The organism is Corynebacterium sp. TUM25015 (genome assembly GCF_056393505.1).
Map to the genome: position 1 here is coordinate 43,928 of NZ_CM150783.1, position 23,918 is coordinate 67,845.

The 23,918-nt window shown below is 58.2% G+C and carries 19 protein-coding genes and 1 tRNA gene; 13 read left to right on the forward strand and 7 right to left on the reverse strand.

Translation table 11 applies throughout. The features are described 5' to 3' along the window. Positions 1-33: 33 nt before the first annotated feature. Positions 34-1,350 carry a MazG nucleotide pyrophosphohydrolase domain-containing protein gene (locus AC06DS_RS00225; RefSeq protein ID WP_293791004.1) on the reverse strand — a complete coding sequence of 439 codons (1,317 nt, stop codon included), beginning with the start codon at positions 1,348-1,350 and terminating at the stop codon, positions 34-36. A 37-nt stretch (positions 1,351-1,387) separates the two neighbouring features. Continuing rightward, a complete protein-coding gene (gene mfd, locus AC06DS_RS00230) occupies positions 1,388-5,125 on the reverse strand; it encodes a transcription-repair coupling factor (RefSeq protein WP_293791003.1) in 3,738 nt (1,245 codons plus the stop codon). 90 nt (positions 5,126-5,215) lie between these two features. On the opposite strand from mfd, the gene AC06DS_RS00235 reads away from it, so the two are divergent. The 7 genes from AC06DS_RS00235 to pth (AC06DS_RS00265) all read left to right on the forward strand — a co-directional run bounded on the left by AC06DS_RS00235 (position 5,216) and on the right by pth (AC06DS_RS00265) (position 11,802). Further along, a tRNA-Gln gene (locus AC06DS_RS00235) sits at positions 5,216-5,287 on the forward strand. A gap of 29 nt (positions 5,288-5,316) precedes the next feature. Then, complete coding sequence (locus tag AC06DS_RS00240) at positions 5,317-6,711, forward strand: MFS transporter (RefSeq protein WP_477100693.1); 1,395 nt, start codon at positions 5,317-5,319, stop codon at positions 6,709-6,711. Between the two features lie 207 nt (positions 6,712-6,918). Further along, the gene (gene glmU / locus AC06DS_RS00245) at positions 6,919-8,343 is read left to right on the forward strand and encodes a bifunctional UDP-N-acetylglucosamine diphosphorylase/glucosamine-1-phosphate N-acetyltransferase GlmU (protein WP_477101204.1); all 1,425 of its coding nucleotides are present in this window, start codon (positions 6,919-6,921) and stop codon (positions 8,341-8,343) included. 150 nt (positions 8,344-8,493) lie between these two features. After that, complete coding sequence (locus AC06DS_RS00250) at positions 8,494-9,426, forward strand: ribose-phosphate diphosphokinase (RefSeq protein WP_477101205.1); 933 nt, start codon at positions 8,494-8,496, stop codon at positions 9,424-9,426. A 285-nt stretch (positions 9,427-9,711) separates the two neighbouring features. Further along, positions 9,712-10,362: a 50S ribosomal protein L25/general stress protein Ctc gene (locus tag AC06DS_RS00255; RefSeq protein ID WP_293791000.1), complete on the forward strand. Its 651-nt coding sequence runs from the start codon at positions 9,712-9,714 to the stop codon at positions 10,360-10,362. Positions 10,363-10,552: 190 nt separating this feature from the next. Further along, the gene (pth, locus tag AC06DS_RS00260; protein ID WP_477100694.1) at positions 10,553-11,089 is read left to right on the forward strand and encodes an aminoacyl-tRNA hydrolase; all 537 of its coding nucleotides are present in this window, start codon (positions 10,553-10,555) and stop codon (positions 11,087-11,089) included. A gap of 92 nt (positions 11,090-11,181) precedes the next feature. Then, the gene (gene pth, locus AC06DS_RS00265; RefSeq protein ID WP_477101206.1) at positions 11,182-11,802 is read left to right on the forward strand and encodes an aminoacyl-tRNA hydrolase; all 621 of its coding nucleotides are present in this window, start codon (positions 11,182-11,184) and stop codon (positions 11,800-11,802) included. A 77-nt stretch (positions 11,803-11,879) separates the two neighbouring features. Here pth (AC06DS_RS00265) and AC06DS_RS00270 read toward each other — a convergent pair whose 3' ends face one another. The 3 genes from AC06DS_RS00270 to AC06DS_RS00280 all read right to left on the reverse strand — a co-directional run bounded on the left by AC06DS_RS00270 (position 11,880) and on the right by AC06DS_RS00280 (position 13,102). Next, on the reverse strand, positions 11,880-12,365 hold the full coding sequence (locus tag AC06DS_RS00270) for a hypothetical protein (RefSeq protein ID WP_477100695.1): 486 nt from the start codon (positions 12,363-12,365) through the stop codon (positions 11,880-11,882). Between the two features lie 116 nt (positions 12,366-12,481). After that, positions 12,482-12,739: a hypothetical protein gene (locus tag AC06DS_RS00275; protein WP_477100696.1), complete on the reverse strand. Its 258-nt coding sequence runs from the start codon at positions 12,737-12,739 to the stop codon at positions 12,482-12,484. Between the two features lie 18 nt (positions 12,740-12,757). Next, complete coding sequence (locus AC06DS_RS00280) at positions 12,758-13,102, reverse strand: hypothetical protein (RefSeq protein WP_477100697.1); 345 nt, start codon at positions 13,100-13,102, stop codon at positions 12,758-12,760. A gap of 74 nt (positions 13,103-13,176) precedes the next feature. Between AC06DS_RS00280 and AC06DS_RS00285 the strand changes: the two genes are divergently transcribed. From AC06DS_RS00285 to AC06DS_RS00310, 6 genes are all read left to right on the forward strand, one after another. Further along, positions 13,177-15,120, forward strand: a complete 1,944-nt coding sequence (locus AC06DS_RS00285; protein ID WP_477100698.1) for an acyltransferase family protein — start codon at positions 13,177-13,179, stop codon at positions 15,118-15,120. 74 nt (positions 15,121-15,194) lie between these two features. Further along, a complete protein-coding gene (locus AC06DS_RS00290; protein WP_293790996.1) occupies positions 15,195-16,841 on the forward strand; it encodes a peptide chain release factor 3 in 1,647 nt (548 codons plus the stop codon). A gap of 95 nt (positions 16,842-16,936) precedes the next feature. After that, a complete protein-coding gene (locus AC06DS_RS00295; RefSeq protein WP_477100699.1) occupies positions 16,937-19,363 on the forward strand; it encodes an MMPL family transporter in 2,427 nt (808 codons plus the stop codon). Between the two features lie 54 nt (positions 19,364-19,417). Continuing rightward, positions 19,418-20,080: a TetR/AcrR family transcriptional regulator gene (locus AC06DS_RS00300; RefSeq protein ID WP_477100700.1), complete on the forward strand. Its 663-nt coding sequence runs from the start codon at positions 19,418-19,420 to the stop codon at positions 20,078-20,080. Positions 20,081-20,218: 138 nt separating this feature from the next. Next, positions 20,219-20,896, forward strand: coding sequence for a TetR/AcrR family transcriptional regulator (locus AC06DS_RS00305; protein WP_477100701.1), 678 nt, complete (start codon positions 20,219-20,221; stop codon positions 20,894-20,896). Between the two features lie 77 nt (positions 20,897-20,973). Next, positions 20,974-21,696 carry a nicotinamide mononucleotide transporter family protein gene (locus AC06DS_RS00310; RefSeq protein WP_293790992.1) on the forward strand — a complete coding sequence of 241 codons (723 nt, stop codon included), beginning with the start codon at positions 20,974-20,976 and terminating at the stop codon, positions 21,694-21,696. A gap of 8 nt (positions 21,697-21,704) precedes the next feature. Here AC06DS_RS00310 and AC06DS_RS00315 read toward each other — a convergent pair whose 3' ends face one another. Together AC06DS_RS00315 and ppk2 are read right to left on the reverse strand one after the other, a co-directional pair. Further along, complete coding sequence (locus AC06DS_RS00315; RefSeq protein WP_477100702.1) at positions 21,705-22,784, reverse strand: 3-hydroxyisobutyryl-CoA hydrolase; 1,080 nt, start codon at positions 22,782-22,784, stop codon at positions 21,705-21,707. Positions 22,785-22,904: 120 nt separating this feature from the next. Further along, the gene (gene ppk2 / locus AC06DS_RS00320) at positions 22,905-23,894 is read right to left on the reverse strand and encodes a polyphosphate kinase 2 (RefSeq protein ID WP_293790990.1); all 990 of its coding nucleotides are present in this window, start codon (positions 23,892-23,894) and stop codon (positions 22,905-22,907) included. Between the last annotated feature and the right edge of the window lie 24 nt (positions 23,895-23,918).

Consider the following 23,918-nt stretch of genomic DNA (forward strand, 5'->3'; position numbering starts at 1 on the left):
CCTTTTGCCCCCCACTGCTTAGGAATCCCGTTCCTAGGCTTCTGGCCGCTGGGTGCGCAACTTCTCGCGGAAGGCAGCAACTGCGTCATTCAAGCGACGCTCTGCCTCGCCGGGACTATCGAGCTCCAGGCCGACCATCGGGTAGCGAATATCAGTCGGGATGTCCTTATCCGGAATTCCCAGTTTCCGAGCCTCGGCAATGACGGCCTCCGCAGCCGATAGCGCACTCGTACCGGTGGCACCGTGCACGGCGGGGAATTGCTGCGCATGCGGCTCCTGGCGCGTGGCAGGGCGGGGTGCTGCATGCGGTGAATTGTGGGGTGTCCGGTGGGGTTCCGGGTGTGATTCAGGACGGGCGGGCTGCTTCTTCGCCTCCGTGTAACGCAGGTAGTCCTCGCCGAAGTCCCTAACTCGTTGAGCTTCCTCTTCCTTTTTGCCCGCCTCCCACAGGCGGTCCTGCTCCTGGCGTGGCACTTGACGCTCTACCTCTTCAAAAAGGTAAGGCGCGCGAGAGCGCAATTTCGCAGAGAAAGCGCCCGCCACATGCCCAATGTCGAAGGAGCCTCGGCGGTTAGCAATTTCAGCGTGGAAGAGCACCTGCAGCAACACATCGGAAAGCTCAGAACACAGATCCTGCTCAAGCCACTCGGGACGTGCGCCCTTTTCTGCGTTCTTTTCTGTGCCGTCCTGGGCGTTGTTATTTGCGCCGTCCTTAGCGTGGTCCTTTGCGCCCGCCCGTGGATTGGTTGCGGCCTCCCACTGCTCCATCAACGCGATGGTGCGGGCCAATTCCTCGGTCTCCTCCCGCAGGTATTTCACCAAGCTAGTGTGGGTCATCGACTGCTCCCACTCCCCCTGGCGCAGCGCCCGCGCCATCAGTGCAACCGCATCCTCAATCTCATCCATCACAGAGGCCGGAACCTCTGTACGGGTCGTGCGACGCAAACCAGCGACGGCAGCGGTGTGCTCATCGGTTCCGACGATTTCACCGTCCACTACTCCATCGCCTGAGTGGGTAATCTCGTGCTCGTTTTCCCCCGCGGTGGCGTCATCAGAAACAGCGGTAGAAGAACCAGCCTCCAACTCACGTGCAGGCTCCAAATGCACCTTCAGACTCGGCGCGGTGACGAGCTCTTCGCCAGCCTCAATGCGGCTAATAACAGTCTCATTGTCCAGATCCGTCGTGACGAGAATCTCGGAGTCGTCGACCGTGTGGCCACCCAAATCCGCGATGACCCAGCGGACGCGGATAGGTACCTCCTCCGTGTAACACACATCGCCGCGGAGCAGATCGACGGCGTCCACGGGAATCATCGCGGGGAAACGGGGATCGAGCAATACGACTGACATGGCGGTTATTCTAGCGTGTCACCGCTCAAGACGTGCTTTAGTCCTTGCTAGTGGTCGTGCCCGCCGCTCCGGACATACTGCGGATCGGAATACCAGCCAATTGCGTCAGCGCATCGGCACACCACTGCACCAGCTCGGTATCGCGCAACGGAACCGCACGCATCCCCTGACCGCGCTTCGGCGCCGGGATCAGCACAATCTTGGTCGTCGCCCGATAGTTTGCCGCCGGGAACAGGCGCTTCAGGCGCACCTGGGTGGAATCCTGCAACTCAATCGGGCTGAAGCTGATCTTCGAGCCGGTCGCTACAACTTCCGTGACCTGCAGGTCTCGGCACAGCAACCGCAGACGGGAAAGCACCGCAAGCATTTGAATCTGTTGTGGGGGCTCGCCATAGCGGTCGTTGAGTTCCTCCAGGACCTTCTCGATCTGTTCCTCGTCCTGCACTTCCGCGAACTTGCGGTAGGCCTCCAGGCGAAGGCGCTCCGAAGCGACGTATTCGGCCGGGATATGCGCATCAATAGGCAGATCGATGCGGATCTCCTTCTTCTCCTCCTCACGACCGTCAACAGGCTTGCCATCGGCCATGGCACGGAACGCTTCCACTGCTTCGCCCACAAGGCGAACGTAAAGGTCGAAGCCCACCCCTGCGATGTGACCGGATTGCTCGGCGCCCAGCACATTACCGGCGCCGCGCATTTCCAGATCCTTCATGGCAACCGCCATGCCCGCTCCGAGGTCGTTGTTCTGGGCGATGGTGGCTAGCCGGTCGTAAGAGGTCTCAGTGAGTACCTCACCGCGTGGGTATAGGAAGTAGGCGTATCCGCGCTCGTGGGAACGACCCACACGACCACGCAGCTGGTGCAGCTGCGAAAGACCCATGTGATGCGCATTCTCGACGATCAGGGTGTTTGCGTTGGCAATGTCCAGACCCGTTTCCACGATGGTGGTACACACCAGCACGTCGAATTCGCGGTCCCAGAAGCCCTTGACCGTGGTCTCAAGCTGTTCCTCGCTCATCTGACCGTGCGCAACCACCACGCGAGCTTCCGGCACCAGGCGGCGAATATCGGCAGCGGTCTGCTCGATAGTGCGCACCTTGTTATGCACGTAGAACACCTGGCCATCGCGCAGAAGCTCGCGGCGGATGGCAGCTGCCACATGCTTGTCTTCCTGTGCACCGACATACGTCAGCACCGGATGGCGATCCTCCGGTGGAGTAAGGATTGTCGACATTTCGCGGATACCCGCCATCGACATCTCCAGGGTGCGAGGAATCGGGGTGGCGGACATAGTAAGTACGTCCACGTGAGTGCGCAGAGACTTGATGTGCTCCTTGTGCTCCACACCGAAGCGCTGCTCCTCATCCACGATGATCAGCCCAAGGTTCTTCCAGTGGACCCCCGTCTGCAGCAGGCGATGGGTACCGATCACAATATCCACCGTGCCATCGGCCATGCCGGCAATGACCTTCTTGGATTCCGCCGGAGTGGTAAAGCGCGACAGTTCCCTAATGGTCGTGGGGAAGTCCTGCATGCGTTCGCTAAAAGTATTGAAGTGCTGTTGCGCAAGCAAAGTCGTCGGCACGAGAACCGCCACCTGTTTGCCGGATTGCACGGCTTTGAATGCTGCACGCACTGCAACTTCCGTTTTTCCATAGCCCACATCGCCGACAATCACGCGATCCATCGGCACTGGCTTTTCCATGTCCGCTTTCACGGCCTCAATGGCGTTGTACTGATCCTCGGTTTCCGTGTAGGGGAAGGCATCCTCCATCTCGCGCTGCCACGGAGTATCCGCTGCGAACGCATAGCCCGGCGCGGCCTGGCGGCTGGCATACAACTGCACCAGCTCGCCGGCAATCTCCCGCACCGCGCCGCGTGCCTTGCGCTTGGTGTTTTTCCAATCAGCTCCGCCCATTTTGGACAGCGCCGGCTTCTCACCACCGACATAACGCGAGAGCATATCCAGCTGATCCATCGGCACATACAGCTGATCCCCAGGGCCACCACGCTTGCTGGGCGCATACTCCAAAACCAGGTATTCACGGCGGGAGGCATCCGCCCCCTTGCCCACCGTGCGTTCCGTCATCTTCACAAACTTGCCGATGCCATGGGAGTCATGCACCACCAAGTCACCTGGCTCCAAGGCCAGCGGATCCACCCTGTTGCGCTTCTTCGCCGGCTTGCGTTTGCCCGTGGCTTTCGCGTCCACACGGTTACCGGTTAGATCCGTTTCGGTAAAGAACAGCAAGCTGGAGCGCTTATCATCCCCAGCGAAAGGGAACACCAAACCCTCAAAAGCAACCGCATGATAGATACTCACCTGGTGCGGAGCGGGTTCATCGGCAGTCGTGTGCTTCGACTTCTTAATCCTCCCCAGTCCCCGACTGCCGCTCAGATCCACGCCGATGGCCTCCGCGGCAATACCGGCCTCTTGGAACCGTCGCAGCATACGGGCCGCAACGGCCGGGGTCGGTGCGGCAAAGGCCACACGACCGCCAGATTCCACCCGCTTCCGAATATCGCTCATTAACGCACCGATCGCTTCCATTTCTCCGTGCGGTCGGGGCGCCGGGGCGTAGTCGAGTTCGAGGATGTCGGAGGTGTTGGCGTCGGCGTCGGTATCTGCTTCAAAATCAGCCATTCCGGGCGTAGAAAGGGTCCACCACGGCCGTCGCAGCTTCTGCTGCACCTTCTGCACCGCAGCCACCGACAGGTAGGCCACGCCCTCCATCGGAGCGGAACCACCCATCGCGGCGACATCCCAGCTGGCTTCGAGGAACTGCTGGCCGGTTTCGCGCAGATCGTGAGCGCGCCGTTCGACAGCAGCGGGAGCCAGCACCAGCGTGTGCGTCTCCTCTGGCATGAGTTCCGGCAGCGCCACCAGATCTGCTGTGTGTAGCACCGGAATCAGCGATTCCATGCCCTGCACCTGTATTTTCTGGCTGATCTTATCGAGAATCTCGGCCAGCTCTGCGTTGCCGGCATGTTCTTGAGCCAGGTTCTTTGCCTTCGACGCCACCTCGTCCGTCACGATCAACTCCCGGCAGGCGTAGACCATCACCTCGTCTGGCTCTACCCCGGGGATGGTGCGCTGGTCGCCGACGCTAAAAGCGCGCACCTCAGTGATCTCATCGCCCCAGAAATCCACGCGTACAGGCATTTCCTCGGTCGCGGGGAAAATATCCACAATGCCGCCGCGGATAGCGAAGTGACCCCGCTTGCCCACGACATCAACGTGCGTATATCCAAGCTCCTGCAGGCGGTGAGTCAATGCCTCGAAGTCGATTTCCTCTCCCACCTTCAGCCGCACCGGGATGACGTCGCCCAGATTGGACTGCACAGGCTGCACTGCCGCTCGTGTCGGCGTGACCACCACCTTGAGGTTTGCATCCCCTTGCTGAAGGCGCCGTAGCACCCGCATGCGGGTTGCCACGGTCTCTACCGCCGGGGAGAGTTTCTCGTGTGGCAAGGTCTCCCAGGATGGGAAGTGCTCGACGCCATCGCCCAGCATGTACCGCAATACCGTGGTGAGATCCTGAGCCTGGCGGCCCGTCGCCGTCACCACCAGCAGTGGAGCACGTTGCGCCATAGTTCCAACGATGAACGGCCAGGCTCCTTCGGGAGCCTGCATATGCAGAGACTGCTCCCCCAGATGCGTCATCATCCCGCGCAACTTTCCATCCTGAGCGGTGGCTTTGAGTAGCCCTGCCAGGCTGGGCGCCATTTTCGACGGCTGATTGGACTCGGCTTGCGACGTGGATGTCTGACTCATGGCCATCAGTTTATCTTCCAGCCCACCCTGCGGTTTATGCGCCCGGTTCGCCATACTGTAATGTGTCTGCTGCACATTATTATGTGCCACTCTCCCATGGTGTAATTGGCAACACTACGGTTTTTGGTACCGTCATTCTAGGTTCGAGTCCTGGTGGGAGAGCTTTTTTAATGCGAAGGGTAGGGCAGCCCATGTCCGGCAACGCCACTACAGCGCGCGGCGCTGAATCCAACTCTTTTTGGCACACATTCACCACAAAATTCATCGGCACCCCGCCGGAGAGCGATCTCAAGCATGTCGAGGAAAACGCAGGTCGTTATTCCCTGGGCTTTGGCACCCAAAACATTGGCGATCAGATCGTGTCGGCCAAAACAATCCTGCCGTGGTTCCTATCCATCGTCGCAGCTCCCGCGTGGATCATTCCACTGTTGGTGCCGATCCGTGAGTCGGGCTCCATGCTGCCCCAAGCCCTGTTCCGCCCGTGGCTGCAAACTAAGACCTCGCGCCTGGGCTTCATGCAGATCGGTACGCTCGGCCAAGCTTTAGCGTGCGCGATCATGGTCGCAGCGGCTCTACTTACCGATGGGCTGCTGGCTGGACTGATTATTCTCGGAGCCCTGGCGCTGCTTTCAACCTGTCGTTCCCTGGTATCGCTAACCAGTAAGGACATTGCTGGACGCACCGTTCCGAAGGGGTTCCGCGGCCGACTCACGGGTTTTGCCACTACGTTGTCCGGCGCCGTGGCGATCCTTGTAGGTGTGGCCATCCAGGCCGCCCGTGGGGAGCTCACCCCTACCTTTTTCGCCGTTCTTTTTGCCATCGCCGCTGTGGCCTGGTTGGCCAGTGCATGGCTTTTCAAGGGGATTCGTGAGGGCGTCACCAAACAAGAACAAAAAGACCTTCCACAGGGCACCAGTTACCTGCGCGACGTTTTCGGCGACATCGTAGATCTTGTGCGCAGCGATGGGGACTTCCGCCGCTTCGTGTTGCTTCGTTCGCTGCTGCTCGCCTCGGCACTGTCGCCCACGTTCCTGGTAACGATGGCCAACCAGCAGTCCGTAGCGGAGGAATCTTCAGTGGCCAGCGCTATATTTACTGGCTTGGGTACCTTCGTCATCGCCGCTGGCGTGGCCTCGCTGCTCGCGGGCAGGGTTTCAGGATGGCTTTCCGATGTCAGCTCACGTAACACCCTCACTGGCGCCGCACTGCTGGCAACGGTTGTTCTGATCATCACTGTTGCTCTGGGCTATGCCTCCTCTATTAGTGACGCCCACACGTGGACCACCGCCCTGGTGTGGTGGCTCCCCATCGCGTTTTTCATTATTTCGCTTGCCCACGCTGCGATTAGGGTCGCTCGCTCCACTTACATTGTGGATATGGCGGAGGGAACGCAGCGTACTCGGTATGTGTCGGTGGCGAACACGTTGATGGGTGTGCTGTTGCTGATCGTGGGTGCGTTGACCAGTGCGTTAGCAATGGTCTCCCCCGAGGTCGCTCTCGGCGCATTGGCGTTGTTCGGTTTGCTGGGAGCGGGACTGTCCCACACCCTGCCGGAAGTCTCGGTGGGCAAAGAAAACGTTTCTTAACTTGCCCGAGAGGGAGACCTGCCCAACGCAGCGAGTACACGGCGCTATGCTGGATATCGCTTTTGACCAAAAGTCAGGGAAAATAAGTCAGGGAAAGTAAGGAATGCCAACAACGTGACTGATGCTGCACAAAACCCCGAAGCTCACCCGAAGGCTCAAAGCCAGCCCGTGGCAGTGATCGTGCTCGCTGCCGGAGCCGGTACGCGGATGAAGTCCGCGACGCAGAAGACCCTGCACTCCATTGGCGGGCGCACCCTGCTTTCACATAGCCTGCACGCCGCAGCGGGTATTAACCCGGAACGCATCGTGGCAGTGATCGGCCACGGTCGCGAGCAGGTCGGTCCCGCCGTGGCGGAGATATCCGAGCAGCTCGGCCGTACCATTGACACCGCCGTGCAGGAAGAGCAAAAGGGTACTGGGCACGCCGTCCAGTGTGCAATGGAGGCATTGCAGGGATTCGAAGGCACCGTAGTTGTCACCAACGCGGACGTGCCATTGCTGTCCCCGGAGACCCTGCAGGAGCTTTCCGCAACCCACAATGGCGCGAGCGTGACCGTGCTTTCTGTCCACCAGGACAACCCCACGGGCTATGGACGTATCCTGCGCACCAATGACGGCATGGTGACCGCCATTGTTGAGGAAAAGGACGCGACGGAAGAGCAAAAGGCGATCACTGAGGTTAATTCCGGTGTCTTCGCTTTTGACGCGGCGATCCTGCGTGATGGTCTTGCGCAATTGAACACGGATAATGCGCAGGGCGAGTTGTACCTGACGGATGTATTGAGTATCGCTCGCAGCGCGGGTCACCCCGTGCGCGCCCACATCGCCGCCGACGCAGCGGAACTGGCGGGCGTCAACGACCGTGTACAGCTAGCGGCTGCAGGAGCGGAGCTCAACCGCCGCACCGTCACCGCAGCCATGCGTGGCGGAGCGACGATCGTCGACCCGGCATCTACCTGGATCGACGTAGATGTCCAGATCGGCAGAGACGTAACGATCCTGCCCGGCACTCAGCTGCTCGGCACCACGACCATCGCGGATAATGCTCAGATCGGCCCCGACACCACCCTGGAGAACGTCGAGGTTGGCGAAGGTGCACGGGTGGTACGCACTCACGGCTCTGATTCCACCATTGGCCCGCGCGCTGAAGTCGGGCCATTCACCTACATTCGCCCGGGCACGGTGCTGGGTGAGGAAGGCAAGCTTGGAGGCTTCGTCGAGGCGAAGAAAGCCAACATCGGCCGAGGTTCCAAGGTGCCGCACCTTACCTACATCGGCGATGCGACGGTCGGCGAGTACTCCAACATCGGCGCGTCCAGCGTCTTCGTCAACTACGACGGTGTAAACAAGCACCACACCACCGTCGGCTCTCATGTGCGCACGGGCTCCGATTCCATGTTTATCGCACCGGTAGTCGTGGGCGACGGCGCTTACTCTGGTGCCGGTACCGTCATCAGGGAAGACGTTCCGCCGGGAGCGTTGGCTGTCTCCGGCGGCAAGCAGCGTAACGTCGAAGGCTGGGTCGCTAAGAAACGCCCCGGAACTGCCGCCGCTGCAGCCGGTGAAGCTGCCGCCAAGCGAGTAGCCGAGGGCGGCTCGCCGACCTCTACCCCACAGGCAGACCAGCAGTAGCGCGCTCCTCTGCGCCAGTTTTGTTGTTACCTTTGGGCGCGCCCTAAAATGGGGAACGCCCTATTAAAAAGATGAATAGTCCAGCTCTTCGACCGGAAGGTTAAAGCACAAGTGTCCACCACCCACTGGATCGACAATCAAAAGAACCTGATGCTGTTTAGCGGCAGGGCTCATCCGGAATTGGGGGAGGCTGTTGCCCGTGAACTGGGCATCGAGGTCACTCCGACCACCGCCCGCGACTTCGCCAATGGCGAGATCTTCGTCCGCTTCGAAGAGTCCGTCCGCGGTTCCGATGCCTTCGTACTGCAGTCGCATCCGCAGCCGCTGAACAACTGGCTGATGGAACAGCTGATCATGATCGACGCACTGAAGCGCGGCTCCGCTAAGCGCATCACCGCGATCCTGCCTTTCTACCCCTACGCCCGTCAGGACAAGAAGCACCGCGGACGCGAGCCGATCTCCGCCCGCCTGGTCGCCGACCTGCTGAAGGCCGCCGGCGCGGATCGCATCGTCTCCGTCGACCTGCACACCGACCAGATTCAGGGCTTCTTCGACGGCCCGGTCGATCACATGCACGCCATGCCGATCCTTACCGATCACGTGAAGAAGAACTACAACCTAGACAACATCTGCGTGGTTTCCCCCGACGCTGGTCGCGTTAAGGTTGCCGAGAAATGGGCCAACGTTCTGGGCGACGCACCGCTGGCTTTCATCCACAAGACTCGCGACATAGATGTGGCCAACAAGGTCACCGCCAACCGCGTAGTCGGTGACGTGAAGGGCCGCACCTGTGTGCTGCTGGATGACATGATTGATACCGGCGGAACCATCGCGGGCGCCGTCGGTGTGCTGCGTGAGGCGGGCGCTGGCGACGTAATCATCGCCACCACCCACGGTGTGTTTAGCGACCCAGCTCGAGAGCGCCTCAGCAACTGTGGCGCCCGCGAGATCATCACCACCGATACTCTGCCGCAGTCCACCGAGGGCTGGGACAACCTGACGGTGCTGTCGATCGCTCCGCTGGTAGCTAAGACCATTCACGAGATCTTCGAGAATGGATCTGTGACCACCTTGTTTGAGTAACTCTGCAAACAGTTTTAAACCCCCGTCGGGGGTGTGCTAAAATTTTCCCGAATCTCGGCGAGGGCTGGATTCTTATATAGAATCTGGCCGTTATCGGCGCGAAAAGCACACTCCCCTTCTTTTGTTTGACGTCCCCCTCTCCCGGTGGGTACGCAACCAATCAATTGTGGGATGCATACACGCCGCGAGATATCGCGGCATTTTTTGTGTCCGCGGTTGAAACGCATTAAGCACGACAGTGTACAAACGAGTACATCTGGAGCGCATTACTAGAAGGAGAACATCATGGCTGATATCACCCGTCTGAAGGGCGAGCTGCGTACCGAGTTTGGTAAGGGCGCTAGCCGTCGTCTGCGTCGCGACTTCCGCGTCCCCGCTGTTGTTTACGGCAACGGCCTGGACCCGATGCACGTCCACGTCGACATCCTGGAGTTCCAGGCCATCCTGCGTAACGAGGGTGTCAACGCTGTTCTGGAGCTTGAGATTGAAGGCCAGGATCACCTGGTCATGATCAAGGCTGTGGATCAGAACGTGCTGACCCTGGACGTTGACCACGCTGACCTGCTGAACGTTAAGCGCGGCGAGAAGGTTGAGGTCGACGTGCCGGTTGTCTTCACCGGCGAAGCTGCTCCGGGCGCCCTGGTTACCCAGGAGGCTGACGTTATTACCATCCTGGCTGACGTTCTGAACATTCCGGAAGAAATCTCCGTGGATGTTGAGGGCAAGCAGATCGGCGACCAGATCGTGGCAGGCGACCTGCAGATGCCGGGTAACGCTTCCCTGGTTTCCGAAGAGGATACCTTGATCATCAACGTTGTTGAGCCGGAGGAAGAGGAACTGCCGGAGGACACTGACGAAGAGGGCGCCGAGGGTGCCGAGGGCGAGGCTGCGGAGGATTCCGAGGAGAAGGCCGAAGAGGGCGAGTCCGAGGAGTAAACCACTCCCCTGCATCACAATAGAGCCACATCACGTGCACGCGCTGCACGGTGTGGCTCCTTTTCTATTGACGCCACCTCTAAGCTCAGTTTCTTGTCAGGACTGGACAGTACAATGACCGTCAGTGAGTTTAAGAGAGGTCGGGACATAGGTGGCGTCACCAAAAACAAAGCAACACACCAACAGCGACATGTGGCTAATCGTCGGGCTGGGCAACCCCGGTAGCAAGTACTCAACAACCCGCCACAATATAGGGCGAATGGTGATCGATGAGCTGCTGGATCGGCAAATGCCAGCGGCGCGCCTGAGCACCCATAAGAAAACGAACACGGATATCGCCGAAGTGACGATCTCTGGGCGCAAGGTAGTGCTGGCACAACCACGGACTTATATGAATGTGTCGGGCGGGCCGGTGCAACAACTAGCGGCATTCTTTAAGATCCCCGCGGAGAACATCATCGTTGCCTACGACGATCTGGAAGGCGATCCAGGGGAAGTAAAGCTGCGCCAATCCGGTGGCGATAAGGGACATAACGGCTTGAAGTCGATTACGAAGTCACTGGGTACGAAGGACTACTGGCGCTTGTCGTGTGGCATCGGTCGACCGCCGGGCAGGATGGATCCGGCTGCGTATGTACTGAAGCCCTTCCCGAAGTCAGAGGCTGCGGATGTGGCGATCATGTGCGCTGACGCAGCTGACGCAATTGAACGCAACCTAGAGGTGTAAAACTAGTAGCTGTGTCTTTCCTTCAATCTTTGTTTTCTCTCTTCCGTAAGGGCGCGACTAACGATGCCCCTAGCTCCTCGCGGGACAAGAAGATTTCTTTAGCTGATCTGCAGGAATTCTCCCCAGAGTGGATCGTTATCGGCCTCGGAAATCCCAGTGCGAAGTATGCCGAGACTCGGCACAACATCGGGTACTGGCCTATTGATCGACTGGTTGAAAAGTACGGTGCGGAGTGGCTGCCGGTAGTGGGCGAAAAAGCTAAGGTTGCCACAATCCGGGTTGAAGAAACTCCCGTGCTGCTGGTCCGATCCACGACGTTTATGAACAATTCCGGTGAAGCAGTCGGCCCCCTGGCTTCTGCGCTAAACGTTCCTGCGGAGCGGGTGATCGTTTGTCACGACGAGCTTGACATCGCCAAGGGCCAAGTACGCATCAAGGATAAGGGTGGCGAGGGCGGTCACAACGGCTTGCGTTCAATGACCGCTGAATTGGGTACTCAAGCGTACGTGCGGGTGCGTATGGGCATCGGTCGGCCGCCAAAGGGCACTTCCGTAATCGATTTCGTTCTCGCCCCTTTCGAGGACTCTGATTTCGACTCCGATTCAGGATGGATCGAGAACACGCTTGGCGATTCGGTAGACGCAGTGACACTCATCGTGAACAATGGCACAGACATTGCGCGAAACGATATCCACACTCGGAAGCGCACATAGCTGTAACGACATAGTCAGCTCGCCGACACGAGAACTCTTGTCCGTTTCGGAGAGACATGGCGTTAGTATTAGTGAATTCATGCACTCGACTTTTGCTTTTGGGAGATGCTAGTGAAGCAGGTTTTTGGACTACTGCGCGCTATACGAAACAAGCGGGCAGAATCGACGAACTCTGCTCCCGACCAGCAGAAACAACCAACCTCTAGTTCCTCTGCGCCCAACCGCTCCCAGACGGCAAAGCCAGCGCCTGCTCCGGCTGCACCCAAGCAGTCTGCACCCAAGCCGGAGGTGCCCGCTGCGTCTAAGCAAGCTGCGCCCGACAAAACAAAGCAGTCTGCACCCAAGCAAGCTGCGCCCGCCGCGCCTAAGCAAGCTGCACCCAAGGCGCCGCCTACGCGGAAGAAGCCCCAGGATCCAAAGTCCGGGCAAACTCCTAAGCCCGGAGACTTAGCCAGCGACGTAAAGACTCCAGCGAAGAAGACTGTCGCTGCGGAAAATAGTACGGCGATCAAGATCAGCTCGAGCGCTGGTGCGCCTCCAGCTCCCGGATCTGCACCGTCCACGACACAGAAGAAAACGGCGCCTAAACAGGCCCCAAAATCCACGTCTAAGACCGCCCCAAAGGCTGTGGCAAAACCAAGTCAAGAGGCTGCTAAAAAGCCTGCCCCGAAACCGGAAACTAAGCCTGCAACAAAACCAGTAGCACCAAAGGCTGAGCCAAAGCCAACGCAAAAGGCTGCTCAACAGCCCGCGCCGAAGCCAACCCCACCCAAGGCAGCACAAAAGCCCGCAGCGCCTTCGCCAAAGCCGGAGCACAAGACGCTACCCAAGACGGGACAAAAGCCAGCAGCAAAGCCTGCGCCAAAGGCTGTTGAAAAGCCAGCACCGAAACCGGAAACCAAGCCTGCAACAAAACCAGTAGCAACCGCTGCACCAAAGCCAGCAGCTAAGCCTGCTACAAAGGCAGTAGCACCAAAGGCTGAGCCAAAGCCAACGCAAAAGGCTGCTCAACAGCCCGCGCCGAAGCCAACCCCACCCAAGGCAGCACAAAAGCCCGCAGCGCCTTCGCCAAAGCCGGAGCACAAGACGCTACCCAAGACGGGACAAAAGCCAGCAGCAAAGCCTGCGCCAAAGGCTGTTGAAAAGCCAGCACCGAAACCGGAAACCAAGCCTGCAACAAAACCAGTAGCAAACGCTGCACCAAAGCCGGCAGCCAAGCCTGCACCACGACCGGAAACCAAGCCTGCTCAAAAGCCAGCAGCAAACGCTGCCCAAAAGCCGGCAGCCAAGCCCGCGCCAAAGAAAATTACGCCTAAGGCTGAGCAAAAGGCAGCGCCTGCACCAGTTGCCGTTCAGAAGCGACCTCGGCAGAACGTGCCCGAAGCGTTGGCAATTCCGCCGGAAAACAAGACTGTAAAACAGGATCGCCGCGCTCGCCTGCGCCAAGTCAAGGGACTGGATGGCCTGCGCGGACTCGCAGTACTCGCCGTAGTTATCTACCACTTTTTCGGCGACATACTGCCTGGTGGCTATCTGGGCGTAGACCTATTCTTCGTCCTCTCTGGATTCTTGATTACCTCGCTTCTGGTGCGCGAGTATCGCGTAAGTCAGACAATCAGTCTCAAAGACTTCTGGATTAGACGTTTTCGGCGCATTCTTCCCGCAGCGCTCGTCACACTATTCATAGTGACTGCGCTGGTCACCGCCATTGGCGGGGACATAGCAGTGGGGATTCGGGAGCAATTCCTGGGTACTCTGTTCTTCGTCAATAACTGGACCCAGATCGCCACTTCCCAGTCCTACTTCGCTGAAAACGAAGTTCAGGTGTTCGCACACTACTGGTCGTTAGCCGTCGAAGAGCAGTTCTATATCATTTGGCCACTTTTAACTCTGGCCATGTTTACCTTTACCCAGCGCAGACTCCACCGTGCCCCACGGCGAGTTCCCATGTTGGTAACGGTTCTTCTGGCAGTTGCCTCCGTGCTGGGTATGTGGCTGCTCTTCACCCCGGGTGAGGATCCAACACGGGTTTACTACGGCACCGATACACATGCTTTTGGCCTACTCATCGGAGCTTTCTTCTCGCTCCTTGTCACGTCAACTCAGAACGACCCGCGGGTGGATTCGTGGGCGTCAGTAGGTAAGTTCGAAGCACGCGTAGCCGGAGCGATCGGCTTCCTGGCCTTCATCGGCTACGCTGCGCAGCTTCTCTTCATGGGTGACGACCTTGCTTTCACCTACCGTGGTGGCCTGGCTCTCACCAGCGTGTTGGGTGTCCTGATGATCTGGGGCGTGATCCGCGAAACAGGCCCGCTGACTTTGATCTTCCGGACCAAAGTCATGCGTTGGTTGGGGCAGCGGTCGTTCTCTCTATACCTATGGCATTGGCCCGTCATCATGATCCTGCGAGAGCTCTTTAATGAGGACGGACGCATGCAGCACGAATGGATTCTGGGGCTAGTTGCGCTCCCCATTGCTCTGCTCATCTCCGAGATCTCCTACCAGCACGTCGAGAATCCCTTCCGCCGTCGCGGCTACAAGCAGACGTGGAAGAACTACGTGAACGCACGACCGAGCTATCACGAGATCAATGAAGGGTTCAAGAAGGTCGCCTGGCCTTTCGTACCGCTTCTTGTCGTAGCTAGTGTAGGCGGCGTGATCTACGGTGTGGTCAACTCGAACGATAAGACTGAGCTGGAACAACAGCTGGATCAGCTGCAACAAATGAACCAGTCGGCAAATAACAACAAGAAGGCCGCGCCTGCACCTGCCGCTCCATCCCCGAAGCCTGACCAGAAGTCAGCTCCGGTTCAAGGTAAAGACATTACGGCCGTAGGCGATTCTGTGATGCTTGCAGCAAGCCAAGCCCTGAATGCCGACTACCCCGGGATTTTTATCGACGCAGATGTATCCCGCCACTACACCGCAGGCGTCGAGGTACTGCGACAGCTTAAGGATTCCGGACAGTTGCGTTCCACGGTGTTCCTGGGATTCGGAACAAACGGCGCTGCATTCCCCGATCAGATGGAAGAAATGATCAACCTCATCGGGCCGGATCACACGATTGTGATGGCTACCCCCTACGGCGATCGCGAGTGGATGGGACAGGCACGCCAGGAGGTCATCGAAGCAGCCAAAGCCCATGACAACGTCTACCTGGCGGACTGGTGTGGCCATGCGCAAGCCCATCCGGATCTGCTGTTCGAAGATGGCGTTCACCCTATGCCGGAAGGCGCTGAGGAGTACTCGAAGGCATTCGGTGAAGCTCTCGAGCAATCCTCAGCCCATAAGAAGAAGACCACGTCCTCCTGCGCCTAGGTGCTCTCCTCCGGGCGTTGTGTGCCAATGCGTTTCCAGCCATTGAGGGCTAACCCGCTAGACTAATTGGCACTATGAGTACAACCGCATCCGAAGCCTCACGCCGCCGCACATTCGCCGTCATCGCCCACCCGGATGCCGGTAAATCCACTCTCACAGAGGCACTTGCCCTGCATGCCCACATGATTAAGGAAGCAGGCGCAGTGCACGGCAAGGCGGGCCGCAAGTCCACAGTTTCCGACTGGATGGACATGGAAAAGGATCGCGGTATCTCCATTGCCTCCTCTGCCCTTCAGTTCGAGTACGCACCGGAAGGGCACGAGGGCGAGCCGTTCATGATTAACCTCGTCGATACCCCGGGTCACGCCGACTTCTCGGAGGATACCTACCGCGTTCTTTCTGCTGTTGACGCCGCAGTGATGCTGATTGACGGAGCAAAGGGCCTTGAGCCTCAGACGCTGAAGTTGTTCCGCGTGTGCAAGGCGCGTGGCCTACCTATTGTGACCGTGGTAAACAAGTGGGACCGTCCAGGACGCAGCCCTCTAGAACTGGTCGACGAAATCGTCAACGAGATCCAGCTACAGCCCACTCCCCTGTTCTGGCCGGTCGGCGAGGCCGGAGACTTCCGTGGCTTGGCGCGCATTAACGACGACGGTGAAGCCGAGGAATACATTCATTTCCTTCGCACGGCGGGTGGTTCCACGATTGCCCCGGAAGAGCACTACACCCCGGAACAAGCCTCAGAGCGAGAGGAAGATGCGTGGGATACCGCAGCCGAGGAAGTTGAGCTGCTGGCTGCCGATGGCGCACTACATGACCAAGAATTGTTCTTGGAGTGCACCACCTCTCCGTTGATTTTCGCCTCCGCCATGCTGAATTTCGGCGTCCACCAGATCCTGGATACCCTCTGCGCCCTGGCACCTGCACCCGCTGGCCGTGATTCCGACCCGAAGGTGTTGGAAGCCGCTGCAGGTGGGAACTCCGGTTCCATCGATGAGCATCGCGACCCGACTGACGAATTCTCTGGCGTGATCTTCAAGGTGCAGGCAGGCATGGATCGCAACCACCGCGATTCCCTGGCCTTCATGCGAGTGGTCTCGGGTGTTTTCGAACGTGGTATGCAGGTCACCCATGCGCAGTCGGGCAGATCTTTCTCCACGAAGTACGCACTGACGGTCTTTGGCCGCACTCGTGCGACGGTCGAAGCTGCTTACCCCGGCGACATCGTGGGTCTCGTCAATGCCGGCTCGCTCGCTCCCGGTGACACGATTTACAGCGGCAAGAAGGTTCAGTTCCCGCCCATGCCGCAGTTCGCCCCCGAGCATTTCCGCACTCTGCGCGCGAAGTCGCTGGGCAAGTACAAACAGTTCCGTAAGGCTCTTGAGCAGCTGGATTCCGAAGGCGTTGTACAGATTCTGCGCAACGATGCCCGCGGTGACGCGAACCCAGTGATGGCCGCAGTCGGCCCCATGCAGTTCGAGGTCATGCAAGCTCGAATGGATGTTGAATACAACGTGGAGACAGTGGCCGATCCTGTGCCCTACTCTGTCGCGCGACGTACCGACGCCGAATCCGCGCCGATGTTGGCGAAGCAGCGCGGTGTGGAAATTTTCACCCGCACCGACGGGGAACTCATTGCTCTCTTCGGCGACAAGTGGAAACTGGCCTTTGTGGAAAAGGAACACCCAGAGCTAACGATGGAGACATTGGTCGCTGACTAGTGCCTACTAGTAAGGCCAGCCTTGCTGGGAACGACTTCCCGCCATAATCTTGTGCAGGTATTGCAATTCTTCGCTACCTGTGCAATATTTTTCGCATGGCAAAATTTCTCTACCACGTAGGCCGTTCCGCCTACCAACACAAATGGCGCTTCCTCGCCGTCTGGCTGATCGTACTGATTGGCGTGGGCACCGCCTCCGCCCTCCTCACCAAACCCACCTCGCAGTCCTTCACCATCCCGGGCCTGGAATCGATCGAGACCCAGGAGAAGATCAAGGAGGACTTTCCTAATAGTGAAAACACCAACCAGCTAGAGGCCGCAAAGGGCAAGCTAGTTATACAGGCTCCCGAGGGGCAAACACTTGCCGAAGGTGAAGCCGCCCAGGCAACTGAAGACGTTTTGCAGGCGCTGCAAGAACTCGATTTCTTGAAGGACAAGGAAAAACTCGTTTCCCCTGTCCTGGCCAGCGAAAACATGCACCAGCAGATGGCTCCGATGAAACAGAAGCAGGGCATGCCGAAGGAGCAGATCGCCTCTGACATCGCAGCTTTGAGCCCGCTGAGTCCCGATAAGCGTACTGGCACGATCGAAGTCGCATTCGACGCAGAGACCGCCACCGACGTACCCGCCGAAGACATCCAGAAGTTCGAAGAAGCGGTCAAGAATCACCAAGGCAATCTCCAGGTCGGCTGGAACGGCAACGCATTCCAGCAACCCGAAATGAACATGACCTCCGAGATCATTGGTCTGGCCGTCGCCGCCATCGTCCTGATCGTCACGTTCGGCAGCCTTGTGGCCGCTGGCCTGCCGCTATTGTCCGCAGTCATCGGCGTGGGCACTGGCATCGGCATCGTCATGGCAGCCACCTCCGTCACCGACAGCATCAACTCCATGACCCCCACCCTGGCATCCATGATCGGCCTGGCTGTGGGCATTGACTACGCGCTATTCATCCTCTCCCGCTACCGCAGCGAATTGATCGCGCACGTGGACGGGCAGGATCTCGAGCCCAAGGAACTGCAGCAGAAGTTCAAGGCTATTCCGGTCAAGGACCGCGCCCACTTGGCTGGTCTCGCCGTCGGCAAGGCCGGTTCCGCAGTGGTCTTCGCAGGCCTCACCGTATTGATCGCTCTGGCCGCATTGTCCATCATCAACATTCCGTTCCTTACCGCCATGGCTCTGGCCGCAGCCGGCACCGTAGCCATTGCAGTCATCGTCGCGATCACCCTTTTGCCCGCCATCATGGGTCTGATCGGCACAAAGGTTTTCGCTGGCCGTGCCCCGATTGTGAAGGCGCCGGATCCGGAAAACGAAAAGCCCACAATGGGTCTCAAGTGGGTGCGCATCATCCGTAAGAAGCCCGCCTTGTGGCTAATCGGCGCGGCAGTACTACTGGTCTTGCTTGCCATCCCTGCAATGAACCTCCGGCTCGCCATGCCATCTGACGGATCCATGGCCAAGGGCACTCCCAACCGCATCGCCTACGAGATGTCAGAGGAGGGTTTCGGTGCTGGCCGCAACGCTCCAATGCTCGCACTCGTGGAGTATCCGGACCTAAAGGGCAAGGAAAAGGCCGCAGCCGCCCAGCAGGCCGTCGCTACCATCCAGGGCACCGACGGCGTTGAAAATGCCCAGTTGGTTCAGACCAACGGCGACCCACAGAATCCTGCTGACATGGGCACGGCCGCTCAGGTGATGATCACCCCGTCGTATGGTGCTACGGATGCCCGTGCTGCTGACGTACTCGAACAGATCCGCGCTGAGGAGTCCAGCTACTCCGAGAAGACCGGTGCCACCTACGCCATTACCGGTGTAACCCCGATGTACGAGGACATCTCTCAGCGTCTATCAGAGGCTCTCATCCCTTACATCGCAATCGTCCTGGTACTGGCATTCATCCTGCTCATGGTCGTCTTCCGCTCCATTTGGGTGCCGCTGATCGCAGCGGTCGGCTTCGGACTGTCGGTGGCCGCCACGTTCGGCGTTACCGTCGCACTGTGGCAGGAAGGTTTCGGAGGTATTGTCGACGACCCCCAGCCGATCATCTCCTTCTTGCCAATCATGCTGATCGGCATCGTGTTCGGTCTAGCGATGGACTACCAAGTCTTTCTTGTTACCCGCATGCGCGAAGGCTGGGCGCACGGCAAGACTGCCGGCAACGCTACCGCCAATGGCTTTAAGCACGGGGCCCGAGTAGTTACGGCCGCAGCGCTCATTATGATGTCGGTCTTTGCTGCGTTCGCTCTCGCCGACGAGCCATTCATCAAGGTGATGGGCTTTGCTCTAGCCGCCGCCGTATTTTTTGACGCCTTCATTGTCCGCATGACCTTCATCCCAGCCACTATGTTCCTTCTCGACGAGCATGCGTGGAAGTTCCCCAAGTGGCTAGGGAAGATCATCCCCACGGTCGATGTCGAAGGCGAAAGCCTGATCGGTCTCAAAGCTGACGGAAGCCGCGATTCGGAACCTGAAGCCAAAGCTGACGGGGCGCACCTTCAAGAATCCCAGCAGGAGGGACGATAGAGGGCGTCGTTAGGCAAACAGGCGAACAGTAGTCAAAGAAGGATGGCGCGCGAAATGAGTAACCAAAACGGCAATCAACCTGCGGAAAAGACACTTGGCCTAAGAGATCGCAAGAAAGCTGAGACTCGCGAACGCATTGCCCAGGCTACCGTTGAAATTCTGGTCAACGAGGGAGCAGAGAATGCGACAATTGCCCGTATCGCAGAAAAGGCGGACATTTCCGCGCGCACTTTCCACAACTATTTCCCCCACCGGGAAGCAGCTTTGTTATTCATACTTAATCAATTTGTCGACGAAATGGTTAACATTGTGGAAGTCGCAAGACCCGGCCAACCTTTAATCTCAATCGCCGAGAACATTGCGGTAAACCTCTATAATCGCCCGTCAGAAAATCCCAGGAGTATCGACACTCTCCCCCGCCTCGCTGACCACCTCCGCAGTATTCCACCTCATCAACGAGAGGAACTTTTCGCAGAGGATCAGCGGCACTTCAGTTCCGGAGTGGAGTTCTTTTCCCCACTTGTAGAAGCATTTCAGCAATACAGCAAGCGGGCAGGAAACACCCTATCCACTGTCAATGCACTACTCCTCATCAATACCATGATGTTCATTCCCGGCATCTTCGTGGAGCTCAATAAGACGGGCGATGTCACCACCGAACAAGATATTCGAAACGTTTTCCAATTACTGGCAAATGGCCTCTCTGAACTCCGTTAACTCTTAGAAAACGCTAGATGAACAGTTTTCATTATCGAGTTCAAGCTTCAGCTGCAGCAGTCCTGCTACACTACTCTTCAATCAGCTTTATCGCGCTCATCGAACACATTGGGCATATTGAAAGGTTTCCTCACTCTCATGGCGGCAAACGCGACCATTCCCGACCCCTCTGCCTCTAGGCGTGAACAGAAAAAGGCCGAGACTAAACAAAACCTTATTGATGCCGCGATCAATCTGTATTTGAACGACGGACCGGATGCAGCCACGGTACATGCTATTACTAAGAACGCTGGTGTGTCTCCCCGTACCTTCCACAACTATTTCGAACGCCGCGACGATGTCTTCGCATACTATTTGCACGACGTTTTTGAGAACTTCGCCCGGCGCGTCAAAGAGGTCGCCACAGACCACCGCACTGGCCGCACCGCCGACATTCTGCGCGACACCATGTGGATCTACTGCTCCCCACTAGGGCCGGAGTCCGGGGACAACTCTTCACAGATCTCCGACCCCATCACCCCAGATGTCCGCAAGTTCAAGCCTCTACTCATCATGCTGGAACATCCTCATCAGAACAGTAGCGGCGACAGCCTGGAAGTAGATCTCCCAACCCTTACCGCACCCGGCACTCAGGCGCTATGTGAGATCGATCCCAACCTCACCCCCTTCGATGCTTTCCTTCTATTAGATGTTGCTTTCAGCATTGCTCTGCGCGCTATGGAGGCCGCGGTGGACGAGAGGCTCGCAGGCGATGCCACCCCGCGGGAACTCTACGATCGAGCCTTCGACATGCTGGCTAGCGTAGATCGCAGTTAAAAGACCAATGCAGTTAAAGGGCTAATACACTCTGAAGTGCTTACCCGGTTTTCTGCCGCGGACCCGAATGGGGAAAGATGGTGACTGTGGAATCCGAGGGAATCTTTACAACACTTCTCAACGCAACACTGTTCATAGGCGGCTACCCGATCCTCTGGCGAGAGATCATCGGCAATCTGTTCGGCCTCGCCTCCGCCGTCGGCGGAATGAAGCGCGTGGTCTGGGCCTGGCCCGTCGGCATCATTGGCAATATCCTGCTATTCACCGTATTCCTGGGCGGACTCTTCCACACCCCACAAGACCTCGACCTCTATGGCCAAGCTGGGCGCCAGGTGATGTTCCTGATCGTCTCTGTCTACGGCTGGTATCAGTGGAATCGCGCCCGTACCGCCGGTCTGCGCGAACCAGATAACACTGATCCTTCGCGCTCCATCGTCAGTGAACCCGCGGCGGACAGTGCCGCCGTTCAGCCCAGCTGGGCCAGCGCCAAGGAACGCCTGGGGATGCTCGCCTTCGCCGTCTTCGGCACCATCGGCTTCGCACTCGTCTTCGATACGCTGGGCTCCTGGGGCCCATGGGCAGACGCCTGGATTTTCACCGGCTCTATCCTCGCCACCTTCGGAATGGCTCGAGGCTGGACGGAGTTCTGGCTCATTTGGATCGGCGTGGACATCGTAGGGGTGCCTCTCCTACTGTCTGCCGGCTACTACCCCTCAGCCGCGCTATACCTGGTCTACGGCGCATTCGTTCTGTGGGGCTTTTTCGTATGGCTGCGGGTGCAACGCAAGGAAAGCGCCTAATCCCCTAACTATCCCAGCAGCTCCTGCCATTTCTGCACATCCACTTCGTCCGTGGACGCAGGCTCAAATTGAGCATTGAAATCCTTGTGTTCCAGTACAGCGCGAACACCCTCAATGAAATTCTTCCCCCGACGCAGCTCTGAGCCAACCTTGTACTCCATGTCCAAAGCCTCACGCAGTGTTGAGTTTTCCGCACGACGGAACAGCTCCACGGTAGCCACCAGGCTCTCAGGGCTGGCTCCCTTCAAGCAATCTGTCACCTTGGTTATGAACTGCGCCAACTCGGCGTCAGAAACAGAATCCGCATCCTTAGCAATCCGGGCCCCGATTTCGGCCCACGAGCCTTCGGCGAAAGTCTGCTCAATCCACTCGGAGTGGCTCTGCAGCGTAGAAACTGGTTCGTCCAGCTCTTGTAGTTCCAGCGCATGTTCGCGCAGTGCCTCTGGCAATTCATCTGTTTGCAAAGCAGCTTCGAAAGCGTGAACATCTGCCACCAGGTTCGTACCCAGCCCGGTGTAAAGCATATCTGCCGGGCTTAGGCGCCACCCTGTCGTAGCGATAAACAGGCCAATGGCTGGCGGAACATCCAGATGGGTCAGCTTGTGCGACATCCCTACGTCGGGCACGAACCCGATCGCCGCCTCTGGCATAGCGCCGAGCGTACGGGGAGTGATGATGCGGTGCGATCCGTGTACGGAAATGCCCATACCCCCGCCCATAACGATTCCTTCAAGCAGTGCAATGACGGGTTTGTTGACTATGGACAGGCGTTCGTTGAGGTCGTATTCCTCCTCGAAGAAGGCGTCACCGAATCGGTACATGCGCTTCATGTCCCGCGTGCGCACGTAGCGCACGTCGCCGCCGGCACAAAATGCTCGATCGGAGGAGGACTTGATGACAATGAAGCGGATCGAATCGTCATCGGCCCATCTATCGACCGCCTCGCGGATCAGGCGAATCATCTCCGCGTTCAAGGAATTGAGAGCCTTCGGGCGATTCAGCTCGATCACTCCGACGCGTCCCGCTACAACAGCGGTAACCTCCGCCTCCGGGTCATACATCGGCTGCTTCCTCTTCTTGTCTGCCATGCAACTATAATTGCAGGAACCAGAAAAGCGCGCAGCCTAAAGTAAGTTTTCCCTCATCAGAATAGAAAAAAGCTAGGCAGATTCTCAGACCTGCCTAGCTTTTAGTGACCTTGAGAACTCCTATTTCTTCTTCTTGGACTTCTTGTCACTCTTCTTGGACTTGGACTTGGCTTTATCCTTCTTGTTTTTGTCCTTGGATTTTTCCTTATCGCCCTTCTTGGACTTGGATTTCTTGCCGTCACTGCCGTTTTTGGACGCCGCAGCCTCCTCGGCCACACGCTTGGCTTCCTTCTTCACCAGATCCTTCTCCAGCATCTTCGCCACATCCGGAACATAACGGAACTGGGTACGCGGCGGGCGCTCATAGGTGGAATCGGATTCCGGCCGCTCCGGGATCTTCGGAACGTTCTTTTCGACATACTCCCACGGAATCGTGTTCAACAGGTGGTTGATCACGTTAATTCGGGAGCGTTTCTTATCCTCAGACTCCACTGTGTACCACGGGGCGGAGGGAATGTCGGTGTGGACGAACATTTCGTCCTTCGCACGCGAGTAGTCCTCCCAACGGGTGATGGACTGCAAATCCATTGGGGACAGCTTCCACTGGCGCAGTGGATCCGACTGGCGAGATTGGAAGCGGCGAATCTGCTCTTCATCGGAAACAGAGAACCAGTACTTGCGCAAGATAATGCCGTCTTCTACCAACAGTCGCTCAAAGATAGGCGCCTGGTGCAGGAAGCGACGGTACTCCTGGGTTGTACAGAAGCCCATCACGCGCTCGACACCAGCGCGGTTGTACCACGAGCGGTCGAAGATAACGATCTCACCGGCCGTCGGCAGCTTCTCAATATAGCGCTGGAAGTACCACTGACCTTGTTCGCGAGAGTTCGGCGCGGGCAGCGCCTCGATGCGACAAACACGTGGGCTGAGGTACTGAGTGATGCGCTTGATCGCGGACCCCTTGCCCGCTGCGTCGCGCCCCTCCATCACAATGACGATGCGCGCGCCGGTTTCCACCACCCACTGCTGCATTTCGACGAGTTCCGCCTGGAGCCTCTTCAGCTCCTCTTCATAGGCCTGTTTGTCCAGCTTGGGTAGTGCGTTGTTCATTGTTCCAAGCTTAGTTCTTTGCAG